The sequence below is a fragment of the Butyricimonas hominis genome, assembly GCF_014287455.1.
GTDB lineage: Bacteria > Bacteroidota > Bacteroidia > Bacteroidales > Marinifilaceae > Butyricimonas > Butyricimonas muris.
Genome location: NZ_JACOOH010000005.1, coordinates 347,537 through 359,927, shown reverse-complemented (window position 1 = coordinate 359,927; position 12,391 = coordinate 347,537). Strand labels below are relative to the sequence as shown.

Here is a 12,391-nt window from a genome sequence, read left to right as displayed (position 1 = left end):
TCGCATCAATATTCATTTCAAAATAGAGAAACAACCATTTGCCACAACATCAAAAACACGTTTCAAGGGAATATTATTTTGAAATAATTTCTACAAAATTCGAGATCACGTACTCCACCTCGTCATCACTCAAACAAGTATGTAGCGGAAGCGTTACCTCGTTACAATATTGATTGTAAGCGTTCGGGAAATCTTTAATATCAAATCCTAAGTTCTTGTATGCCGTCATCATCGGCAACGGTTTATAATGCACATTACAAGCCACCCCACGCTCCGCCATCTCCATGAGAACTCGATTCCGGAAATCCCTATCTTTCCCCAGCAAACGCACCATGTAAAGGTGACCACTGGAAGAATGGTCATCTCCATAATGATCAAGCACCTGCACATTGCATCCCCTCAAGGCTTTATTGTAATGCTCCACGATTTGACGTCGCCGATAAAGCAATTCCGGGTAACGCTTCAACTGCGACAACCCTATTGCTGCCATGATATCCGTCATGTTACATTTAAAATTCGGTGCGACAACATCGTACTCCCACGCACCCAATCGTGTTTTAGCTAAAGCATCTTTACTTTGCCCGTGCAACGACAACAACTGAAACTGCTTGTACAACCATTCATTATCAATCCCCTCCATCGAACGCCATGTCAACGCTCCTCCTTCCGCCGTGGTCAAATTCTTCACCGCATGAAACGAGAACGAGGTAAAATCGGCAATTTCACCACACATTTTCCCGTGCCACTTCGCTCCAAAAGCATGGGCAGCATCGGTAAGAACAATCACCCGCCCGAATGCCTTCTGTATATCATTAGTCGGAGAAAACAATGACTTCTTACTCTCCACGCTCGAAAATATTCTATCATAATTACAAACCACACCTCCCAAATCCACCGGAATAACCACTTTTGTCCGCTCCGTGATAACTTCTGACAACTTATCGTAATCCATTTCAAATGCCTCTGGGGTCGTATCTACCATAACGACCTTTGCCCCCACGTGACAAACCACGCTGGCGGTAGCTGTGTACGTGTACGAGGGAACAATCACCTCATCCCCCGGGCCTACCCCCAACACTCGAAGTATCAACTCCATACAAGCCGTGGCGGAATTCAAACAAACGACTTTACTCGTCTGACAACACATCGCAATCAAATGCTCAAACTCCTTCGTCCTTGGTCCCGTCGTGATCCAACCGGAACGAAGAGCCTCACTAACTTCTATAATCTCTGCCTCCGTCATATCCGGAGGTGAAAAAGGAATATTTTTCATACAAATAGTAATATTTAGATAAAATGTTTAATATACACCAATTTCTCTATTCGTTTTCTTTTCATATGGATAATAATAAAGTATTCAACCATCAATCCAAGTAATATAGCCCAAATGCCAATTCGTCCAACCGTCACCCAAACAAGGACAATATACACAACATTAGCAAACAGTGTCACAATAAAATTCTGTCTCACCTGACCAAGAGCCACAAAAAGTGGATGAATTGACGCATAGGACAGTGCAAGAGCCCGCAGAAACAAATAGAGAAGCAATATATACCAGTATTGGACATATACATCATCCAAAGTGAAGTGCATGAACACAAGGCTACCACCTGTCACCATTACAACTGCCGGCATAAGGATCTGCAAACTCTTATTACGCATCTTAATAAGATAATCATAACACTCTCTCTTCTTTCCCTTCGCTATCAGTTCGGAGAACAACGGCATAACCGCCTGTTTAATGGGGATTGTTAATTTTGTCAGGGCCTGTCCAATCTGCTTATATACTTTAAATACGGCAACCACATCATATGAAATCATGGATAGGAATATTACATCCATCTGCTGAACCGGAATATCCGCACTTGATGACAGACTTGTCCAACAGGTGAATGTAAATATACGTTTCCACCTACCTTTCGTATTTGCTTTAATAATTCCCTTCACCGAAATATTGGGAGTAATATTGATTGTATGAATGAAAAAGCAAAAGAGCAGTAAATATCCAAAGATATACCCCAAGCAATACGCCAAAGCAGCTCCGTATAGCCCCATCTTCATAATTCCACAAAAAATCACCACCAGCACAAAGCGAAAAATCTCGGTTATAATACGATATATAGAAAAATACTTAAACTTATCAAAAAGCCGAATAATACCAATCGAAGTCCCTGTGAAATTAAACAAGATCATAAATGCCATAATATAAATACTTATGGTTGTCTCTGCATCCCATGACATGACATTAGAAAAGAACTGTGCCGAAACCAGGGTAATTGCCATTCCAAGAAAAGCAGTAATGAAATCAATTATGGATCCTATTTTAATAACTGTTTGCAGGTAGTCATAATCTTTATCTTCAACCGCCTGACTACCAAAGGTAACCATTGCATGCCAAGATTGAAAATTTACAACATTATCAACAATCATAATAAACGAATACGCCACAGCAAGCATACCATAAGCAGTATTCCCAATAAGCCTAATCAACACTATGGTCGTGATAAAAGTGACCACAGCTGCTCCACCTTCGCCTATGAAAGATACAGCTGCATTCTTAAGAAGTTTAGACACGAAGTTGCTTTTATTTAGTTTTTTCTTTGCATTTTTTAAACTAAACATCATTTTCATTTCCTACATAATAATTTTAAAATTAATATTGATCCAAAAGCCATCCACATGCCCAAATCCAAAAAATAAGCAACAAAAATATCATAATTCCATCTTGGTGCTTTAATAAAAGCTTCAACCATTGCAAATCCTACAGCCACAATCCAGATATTATTATGACAACTATTCCAAATTCTGTTTATCTTCTGCATAACGTATCCATATATAATGCTCCCAATTGCAACTCCAATATAACCAAAATCATGGAATAATTCAGCGATATAGCACGTTCCAACTCCTGATCCCGAAAGATACGACCATAAAACTTTATAACTTAGCGCATTTGATAATGAATTTCCTTTTATTGCGAAGTCAACACTGTTATGCAAATATGAAAAATCATATTGTGGATTGAAAATAAACTTTATTATAGAGTTAGTCCTAAAGTATTTTACGATTCCAAAAAACGAATAATATGTATCATCACTTAAACTTGATTCATAATATTTTTCAAGTCGTAATATACTTGAGCTAAAACCTTGTTGCTGAAAAAAACCTAAAAATAATTCTTTTACAGAAACCCCTGCAAAAGACTCTGAAACCCTCAAATATTGAGTAATCTGAAGGACTATTGATATTACAGGTACACCTATCAATAGTCCAATCACATAACTTTTTTTTACCCATTTTTCTCCATCATCTTTAAAATGTCTAAAAACAAAGTACATGACAAGAAATAGTATCATTATCATAAAATTTGATCGTCTCCCTGTGAACAACGAGATAACTGCATAAGCAAAGTATAAGAACATAGGGATGCGGCATTCTTTTTTAGATGGTAATGTTGCCAAAAACAGGTAAAAAAAGTACGGTGTCATTGCCGCAACTGCTTTAACTGCAAAAGGAGCACTTGACTCATATTCTACGTAATAAGCATAATAAGTATTACTTAGAACAAAGGAAATTTTATCCATTATGGTGTATATCCAAAATGGGAATGTCGCTATAAACAATATATAGCTAAGTCTTCGAATGGTATTAACTTTACCATTAGCACGAGAGTTTTCTGATTGATAAAATATTCTATAACTATTCAACCTAGATTTAATTCGTATATGCTCCGAAAAAACATGTCCTCCAAAAACAAAAACTAAACTTTCAAGCAGACAAAGATTTGAATGGAAGTAAAATTCTTCACCGAAATAATACTTTATTTCCATTCCAAAGTATTCATAACAAAAATGCCCACCTAGTAAAAAAACAAAATAAGATATAAGAAACATCAAATACAATGATCGTCTTCTCAAATCTAAAAAAACATAAAGCATAGAAAATAGCCATATAATCAATGCTGATAAATACGTAGGATCAATACCAAGAACAATTGATATTGATCCAAATACAACAATTATGGCTATTGCAAATAATTGATATATATTTATATTCTTTGTTTTACGATTATTTGCATGAATTTGAGTGCTCACAATATAATCTCCTTAATTTTTCTGCTGCGCTATCTATTTCATAACCAGCCTTTGAAAAGATACTAATATTTTCAAATCTATTTCTTCGTCTTCCGATACCTCTCAGACTTTCTATCCATTTATCGACACTCAACGGAACATATTTTATGTATTCCGTGACTTGCGTCTCATTTACTGGAACCTGATCCGATGATATTATTGGCAACCCAGCGGCCTGCGCTTCAATAAGTACCATTCCCAATCCTTCAAAAATAGAAGGAAAAACAAAACAATCCATTGCCTGCATAAGGCAGTTTACATCATTCCTCTGCCCCATGAAAATAACCTTTTCCGACAACCCCAGTTCTTCAACTTTATCTTTTATAGACTGTTGCAAATCTCCATTTCCGACAAGCATTAGCAAGGCATCATCTCTTTGCTTTGATACTTCCGAGAACACATCAACCAAAAAGGCATGATTTTTCTGTTCATTGAAGCGCCCCACATGACCAATAACAAATTTATCCTCAAACCGAAATTGTTTTCTATATGAAATCCTTGTTTCTTCGTTATATAAAAATTTTTCTATATTAATTGCATTCGGGATGAATACCCATTTATCACGCTTTATGATGCCTTTCGGAAACATACTTTCCGCTGCCACCAATGCACATGCGTAATATTCATCTGCCGCAACATAAAACAGAGGCTTAAGACAATTGTACACTATCTGTGTTCCTTTAGACTTAATCAACGCATTATGGGAATGAGCAATAACCGTATTTATACCACTAGTTTTAGCCGCAATACACATCATCAGCAATTGCGTTAAAGCACCACTATTAGTATGAACAATATCATATGACTTATCTTTTAAAAACTTTCTCATACGAAAGAAGATATCAATAAGTCTCCTTTTCCCGTTAGAATGAATATCCAAGCAGTAGAGGTTTCCTCCACACGCTTCTATTTCTTCTCGGTATGGTTCAAAGGTTTGATATCCCAAAGATAAGTAATCAAATTGTATCTCACTATTCTCCAAAGCGGACGCAGTGCAATAATTATGCAATACAGAGGCTATTCCACCGCTGACCCCCTTGCGAAATCCACTAGTTACCAAGAGAACTCTTATTTTCTTTTCCATTTCCTTTCTCTCCCTCTATAATTCAACGCTTGCGACCCTAGGCTCGAAACAGCAGCAAGGCCTCAAGCAGACAATTCTCACACCGCTCGCTCTCTGCGGTCCTACCTTAACGAATGTTCCTATCACAGAAATATCACCCTTTAAACCGAGAGCTCCGATATTCGCTTTGTTCACCCGTTCTGTTATCTCTTTCTCTATCTTGCTGGGATTTCCATAGCTGCCATGTACCTGAGCTTCCATTGCCATTGCGGCTGCCTCGTAATGGGAACGTCCAATTCCCACAGCCAGCGTACAAGGAGAACATCCAAGCTGCGCCACAGCCTCTACAGCCCATGTTACGATCTCATCCATAACAGTATCAACACTATGCTTATGGAAAACTCGATAATCCTTTCCCCTAATGGCAGGGCCTCCTCCTTCCATCAATACATAGAGCCTTACAACATTTTCTTCCACAGTTCTGATCTGGATTGGCGCAGGAGCAAGACCGCCAGGGTCAGGATTAAGCCCACCAGACTGATCTATTCGTTGCTCATCATCTCCCATAATTGCCATCGGACGACCCGGAAGAGTACGCAAACCTTTTCTGACTCCTTCATAAATCGCTGCTATATCTTCGCTGCTTACCGCTCTATTCTTACCCACCTCCAAGTACAAATGTGGAATTCCCGTGTCATCACAAAGCGGACTGCGGTTCTTTGCTGCTACAAGAGCATTTTCCACGATTTGCTCCATTACCCATTTAGACTGAGGGTTACGTTCCATTTCAATTGCCCGTTTATAGGCAAGTATCTTATCCTTAGAAAAGGTTGAGCCTGCTGTTACAAGGGTTTCCGCAACCTTCTCAACTATCTCATTGTACTTCATTCGTATATACTCCTCCCCTTCGCTCCTGCAATAATTACAGGGTATTGATTTACTTTTACCTGATAAAGGGCTTCCATCCCTAACTCCTCATGTGCAACACAGTGTCTTTCTGATGTCTTGCTCTCCAAAAGAGCTGTCACTGGCGGAATAATAGCATAAACTGCATTTCTCTCCGCAAGCCCCCTGATTGTCTCGTCTTTTAGCTTGCCCTTCCCCAGATGCATTTTAATACCCGCATCCGACAAAGGCAACATACTGGATTCTATTTCCAATTTATTGCTACTAGTAGGTCCCACTCCTGCCGGGCTGACTGCCGTGTGGAATATGACAGACCCTGTTAAGTCAATAGCAGAATTCAGTACGCCTGCTTCTATTTCTTTAATGAGTGTAGGGAGTACAGCGTCCCTTCCACAGAAAATATATCCGGAAATATAAATCATATCTCCTACATTCAATTCTTTTATATCTTTATCCGTAAAAGGGATGGTATATGTTCTCATAGTCTCTCCTCTTAATTTACCAATGTAAACAACTGTAAATAGCTCCGCTCATTCTCAATTACACCATAAGCCTGCGCTCTATAATAAAGCTTCTCCGCCCAATTCTTATGGGGTCCTATTTCGTTCATCTTATTTCCACCGGAACTTTTGATAACGCCACCGGAAGTATTCATAACCTGTAACGCATCCTCATATTCTTCCTTTACCACAGCCAGTATTCCATTAACATAATTAAGATGAGTAGGGTGGATAATGGTCTTTCCAATAAAACCATTAGCCTTGTCCAATACTAGTTCCCGAAGCAGACCGTCCACTGCATCATTCAGTATGGCATCATGCTTGATAAGAGCTGTTGTAAAATCAAACTCAGGCAAGGGCTGGAAACGCATCTTTTTCTCGGCCCTGAAATACTCCCAAACGGGTCCTGACACAGTATATTGATTATCCCTTGTAAACACATTGAGGATATCGCAAAGACAGCTTCTGACTGTCTGCATGTCATAAATAGTATAGCTCATACCTCTACGAACACCAAATACAGATGAAAAGTCCGTACCTCCCACACGGATATTCAGAACCAAATCCTCGTATCTGTCAATGATTTCTTTGATGCCTATAAGTTCTTGGATTCGGCTTTCTTTAAATGCCACACACCGATCTTCGATAATTGGCATACCATATATAATCTCACCGAACTTTTCATTTAACTCCCTTAGATGGCGATAATAATCCTCTCCATTTGAAACATTGAACTTCGGAAAATTAAAACCAGCGATGAGCTTTACATGTTCCAGTTTCAACATAGAAGCAAAGTGTTTAAATTGCTCTACGTTCCTGACCCGGAAAAAGATCAAGGGAAGTAGTTTGTACTCGAACTTTCCCGCTTTGATTGCCTCATTTATCGTATCTAACAAGGCGATACTATTAATCTCCGCAGCCGGCACATCTTCCGGCTTGCAGGCATCCTCAAAACACATTACCATGGAAGCAAGCCCCTTATACTTTTGGTCAATAATTGCCTGAGCGAAGTCCTTATTCCCTGGCATATACATAGTTGCACCAAGACAGTATTGCAGCATAGAGCGATCAGTATATTTGTCAAACTCCATTGGTGGTACAACAAATTTATAGTTTGGATTGTATAGATGATGTCTCATATGTTAAACGTTCTCCTTCTTATTTTTCATAATTCACATTTCTTTCAATCTGACATCTACACCTAGGCTCTCAGCAAGAGCATTAATTTCCTGTAACTGTTTATCTGGAATCTCAACGCTATCAACATTCTTCTTCATCTGAATGAATCCCCGCTCTCCAGGAAGCAGCACCCTGTCTTCTTCACCACAATATTTCACTGCTTTGTAAAACACAGACATCTTCTCTGCCAACTCATCATTTGTCATAAATCGAGACACATCTATGACTACAAACAAGTGTCCGTTTCCAGAATTCTCAGTCATATCGCTGAGTGGTTTAACACCACCTGTGGAGGCAGAACCAGTTAGCAAACCGGCAAACAAATCTATAAAAGCAGATATTCCATACCCCTTATGCCCAGCGATAGGGCACAGCGTCCCTTTCAGTGCCTCTTTAGGGTCATCTGTGGGATTTCCGTCAGCATCCACTGCCCATGTCAAGGGAATTTTCTCGCCGTTCTTGGCGGCAAGCCTAATTTTTCCCCGAGCAACAACAGTCGTAGCCATGTCTAAAATTACAGGATTTTGGGCTTCACTACCCGGAAATGCATAACACATGGGATTTGTTCCAAAGATAGGCTTTGTGCCGCCAGTCGGTGCTATAGCAGGAGCAGCGTTCGCAAATATTATGGCGGCCATTCCAGCTTCCGTTGCCATATTGCCATAATACCCAGCAGTACCAAAGTTATTGCTATTGCGCACACCTACCACGGAAACACCAAACTCCTTAGCCTTTGAAATGGCAGTCTTCATGGCTTTATAGGCCACAATCTGACCAAATCCGTTATTGCCATCCAAAATAGCCATTGCTCCAAAGTCGGTCACCGTTTCAATCGGCGCATCAGCCTCAAAATGGCCGGCTTTGATTTTTTTTACATACAGAGGCAGTCTGCCCACTCCATGGGTTGAAATTCCACGTCTATTCGCATAGTGGATAGTGTCAAGAATAATATCTATGGAACTATCCGGTACACCAATGGATACCAAGCATCCTCTAGTGACCCTATCAATATCCTTTAAGCTAACTCTTGTCATTACGACCTCCTCACACTAAACTTCCTCTTGGGCTCCATACAGCTTCGGGATAGTACTCATCAATCATTCGTTTTACCAAGCTACACTGCTTTGCTCTCTTCCGGGCATCGTCTTCTGTGCTGTCCCAGCTATGGGTAGCGGCCACAGAGCCCCCTGTCTTCAAATAGATAGGCGCAGCAATACGGATCATCTCCGGTACCTCATAATGGCGGATGAAGCCACCTGTGGACTTCGGATTCTCCGTATGGATATCGATAGGACAGTTTACTGCCTGACGCATTGCTGCCAACATCTGAAGCTGAATATCACGGACAGGATTGATTGAATCCGCACCGATGGTTTCCAAAAGTTTTGCGGAGCAGGGATTACCATGTCCGGCATGGGCAGATACCTTGAAATGAGAATCACTAGGGATTTCTCCTGCTTTACGCATCTCGTTCAAAGCCCAAAGACAACCCTCATCGTAAACCAGGAACCCCCGACAGCCGAGGCGTACAGCTCTTTTTACATCTTCAATAGCCCTGACAATCTGCTCTTGTCCTCTTAATCTGTAGCCCATACGCACACCTTCCTCTGTATGCACAGATGCAGATGTATCAGTAGTCGCTCTTGGACCAACGGCAAGAATAAGATCTGTCTGATACTGATGAGCCAGTTCAACCATCTTACTAATATCATCATCAGACAGGCGCATAATACCCTGCGTTTGTGTAACACGATGAAGATACAAACCATAGCTGTCCATTGCTTCCAAAAGTGCTTTCATGACCTTCGGACCTTGAATTCCGGGAACTTCAAAACGGAACTGTCCGCCATCTGCAAATCTCTTCTCCGATGTAGGAAGGTCATACGCATCTCCACCAGGCATCCCTATCGACTTCAGAAACTCTCTCGTTTTCTCCATGCTGTTCATTTTAATCCTTTTCATACTATATCTATTATGAATATCATTAAACTATACTATTGTAAAAATTTTAGAAATTAACATTCCTTCTCCCATGTGCAACAACTGATAAAAGCTTTGTGCATTATTTGCTTTTATTCCAACACTCTGTAATAGCCCATAAAACTTTTCTTCCCATTCATTTTGTGTAATAGGATTCTCCGGCTCGCCTTTTGCATAATCAACTCTCTGACTTATCTCTGTCCCGTCTTTTAGAATAACGTCCACAATTGCTACTCTTTTTCCTGGTACAAGCTCAGTCAGTTTAGGATCCTCTACTACAACAACCTTCTTTATAAGCTCATGTATCCGTTCATCTCTTATTTTTTCTTCCGTAAAGGAATTCTGTCCACAATCTCCAAATATACAAGCTGCCACTACTCCATAAGGAATACTCTGCTTTGCGGAACTAATGCTCGCAATTTCTGTGTGGTCATGACCATTTATGGCAATGTCATAAACTTTTACCTCAATTTTCTCTACATCATTCCAACAGAACTCACCTCTGATTTTCAGCATGGCCTCCATCGGTGCGTGACAATGACGACAAGCCGCATACAATTTCTGATAAATAGAAAGAATTGCATAACCATCATCAAATAACCGTTCCTCATGCACCTCATCGGTCATAGCATGAAAAAAACCACGAGAATCACCCAATATGTCGATGGCTCCTATAAAATATTTGCCATAAAGCGCAGCATTAACCCCGGCTATGGCAGCATTGGCACAGTTATAAGGTTTCTGTTCGGAATTTCCGGAAATCACAGCCAACAATCCCGCAGCCGATGTTACAGATGCGCTAAAAACATTCCGCATCTCATCTTCCGAGTAATTCAGCATTGAAGCTATCCCCATTGCACATCCCACCGTACAACAAGTACCTGTAACATGAAATCCTCTTTTTTTATGGCTGGGTTGTATGGTATTTGCCAGCCGGATTGCCGCTTCATATCCAACAATGGCAGCCTTCATTATCTGCATCAAAGTACATTCATAAATTTCAGCAACACCAATAAGCGCAGAGAAAATCGGAGCACCCAAGTGTGTCATAGCAACACGATGACTATCATCCAATTCAAGCACATGAGCATTAAAGGCATTTATAAACACCGCTGTATGTAAATCGGTAGTTATTTCCAAACCGAAAATATGACACTTCCCATTCAGATTGTTCTTTTCTATATATTTCTTATTCCTGTCAATATAAATATTACAGCCGCCAATAGCCACAGATACATAGTCCACAAAACACTCCTGCGCCTTATTCATCACAGAATCCGGGAACTGTGCGTCTTGCATCTCATAGAGCTTATTCACAAATCGCTGAGTAATATTCGCCATACACACTCCGCTATTTCATACGACTTGTATCAAACAATCGATAAATCATATTCCTGCCATTGCTATCAGTGACTTTAATGATATTCTGAATCCAATCTACCATATTCTTATATTCATCAATAGAATCAGTCATCATTTTTACCCGACAGAAATGCTGAGAAAGAGTTCCTATATAATCAGGTTTGATTTCCTGTCCCTCAGTGTAATACTGAACCAAATCCATTACGTTCTTGTGTTTCCTAACTTCATCCACTCCTTCAATACTTCCGATCACGCCATCGCACAACGGAATGGTAAGACTTCCTATATAATGCCCATGCATATAGGGATCAATTTTCTCGAATTCATCGTCCTCAACCATTGGACCGCCAAGCGCATAGCGAATCATCATCTGAACGTCATTGTATCCACAAGAAGCCTCTAACATGGAGTATATCAATCCTCCACTAAGGCGTAATCCCATCTCGTGGAAATATATTTTTTCATCATCCTGATCAACAAGTGCCTGCATGAAGAGCGTTCCGTTCTTAATACCAATAGACTCGAACATCTTGACAACCTTTGGATTAATTTCTTCTATATATTCCTCAATCTTCTTTGAAGGAAATATCGCACCACTGCTGATGAGTGCCTTTCCCCCTGGCTGATCCACTGTATAACGGTCACAAACAGCGGATAGCATAATCTTTCCATTATTAATGATATAACGACTGCCAAAACCGTAATCACTAGTGATACACTTCTCTACAAAGAACTCACCATTGGCAGAAGCTTTTATTGCTTTTGGAACTGCTCGTCTGATCTCTTCTTCCGTGTAACACATACTGATTCCTCTAGATCCTCCTGCTTCTGCAGGCTTTACCATTACGGGATATTTAATCATTGCCAGATCTTCCTCTTTTAGTTCCTCTGTTAGATGAAATTCTGGTGTACAGGAAACCCCATACTGATTACACAGTTTTTTGAAGTTCACTTTGTTCATACAGATATCCCACTGTTCTCTAGTGCAGTAGAAGGGAAGTCCTGACATCTCGCAAACCTTCATCGCATTTTGAAGATTAAACTCAGAGGGTCCCGAAAAGACACCATCAATATTGTTCTCTTTAATAAATTTTACGATGGTCTCATGGTCAACCGTATTCATAAAAACAGCCTCATCTGCTATTTCTTTACCAGAATCTGTTTCCTCAATATCTGCCACAACAACATAAACACCCATACGCTTCGCTTGTTTCACAATATCCACGGATGAGGTGCCACCTAGTATTAATAATTTCTTTCCTATCATA

General features: G+C 40.1%; 11 protein-coding genes. All 11 read right to left on the bottom strand.

The genetic code is table 11. From position 1 onward, the window contains the following. Positions 1 to 73: 73 nt before the first annotated feature. Positions 74 to 1,273 carry a DegT/DnrJ/EryC1/StrS family aminotransferase gene (locus H8S64_RS12970; protein WP_186976449.1) on the bottom strand — a complete coding sequence of 400 codons (1,200 nt, stop codon included), beginning with the start codon at positions 1,271 to 1,273 and terminating at the stop codon, positions 74 to 76. A 14-nt stretch (positions 1,274 to 1,287) separates the two neighbouring features. Then, complete coding sequence (locus tag H8S64_RS12965) at positions 1,288 to 2,631, bottom strand: lipopolysaccharide biosynthesis protein (protein WP_186976447.1); 1,344 nt, start codon at positions 2,629 to 2,631, stop codon at positions 1,288 to 1,290. Beyond that, entirely contained in the window at positions 2,628 to 4,094 is a 1,467-nt protein-coding gene (locus tag H8S64_RS12960) for an O-antigen polysaccharide polymerase Wzy family protein (RefSeq protein ID WP_186976445.1), read from the bottom strand. The genes H8S64_RS12965 and H8S64_RS12960 overlap by 4 nt, the downstream gene beginning before the upstream one ends. Continuing rightward, positions 4,069 to 5,217: a glycosyltransferase gene (locus tag H8S64_RS12955; protein WP_186976443.1), complete on the bottom strand. Its 1,149-nt coding sequence runs from the start codon at positions 5,215 to 5,217 to the stop codon at positions 4,069 to 4,071. The genes H8S64_RS12960 and H8S64_RS12955 overlap by 26 nt, the downstream gene beginning before the upstream one ends. 15 nt (positions 5,218 to 5,232) lie before the next feature. Continuing rightward, positions 5,233 to 6,084 carry a fumarate hydratase gene (locus tag H8S64_RS12950; RefSeq protein ID WP_186976441.1) on the bottom strand — a complete coding sequence of 284 codons (852 nt, stop codon included), beginning with the start codon at positions 6,082 to 6,084 and terminating at the stop codon, positions 5,233 to 5,235. After that, positions 6,081 to 6,584 (bottom strand): fumarate hydratase C-terminal domain-containing protein, encoded by a 504-nt coding sequence (locus H8S64_RS12945; protein ID WP_186976439.1) that lies wholly within the window; start codon positions 6,582 to 6,584, stop codon positions 6,081 to 6,083. Before H8S64_RS12945 ends, H8S64_RS12950 begins: the two co-directional genes overlap by 4 nt. Before the next feature lie 11 nt (positions 6,585 to 6,595). Beyond that, the gene (locus H8S64_RS12940) at positions 6,596 to 7,693 is read right to left on the bottom strand and encodes an HpcH/HpaI aldolase/citrate lyase family protein (RefSeq protein ID WP_255469531.1); all 1,098 of its coding nucleotides are present in this window, start codon (positions 7,691 to 7,693) and stop codon (positions 6,596 to 6,598) included. Between the two features lie 81 nt (positions 7,694 to 7,774). After that, positions 7,775 to 8,815, bottom strand: coding sequence for an Ldh family oxidoreductase (locus H8S64_RS12935; RefSeq protein WP_186976435.1), 1,041 nt, complete (start codon positions 8,813 to 8,815; stop codon positions 7,775 to 7,777). A 10-nt stretch (positions 8,816 to 8,825) separates the two neighbouring features. After that, positions 8,826 to 9,743: a peptidase gene (locus tag H8S64_RS12930; protein ID WP_255469530.1), complete on the bottom strand. Its 918-nt coding sequence runs from the start codon at positions 9,741 to 9,743 to the stop codon at positions 8,826 to 8,828. Between the two features lie 27 nt (positions 9,744 to 9,770). After that, positions 9,771 to 11,102, bottom strand: a complete 1,332-nt coding sequence (locus H8S64_RS12925) for an MmgE/PrpD family protein (protein ID WP_186976433.1) — start codon at positions 11,100 to 11,102, stop codon at positions 9,771 to 9,773. Between the two features lie 10 nt (positions 11,103 to 11,112). Continuing rightward, positions 11,113 to 12,390: an ATP-binding protein gene (locus H8S64_RS12920; RefSeq protein ID WP_186976431.1), complete on the bottom strand. Its 1,278-nt coding sequence runs from the start codon at positions 12,388 to 12,390 to the stop codon at positions 11,113 to 11,115. Position 12,391: the final 1 nt, after the last annotated feature.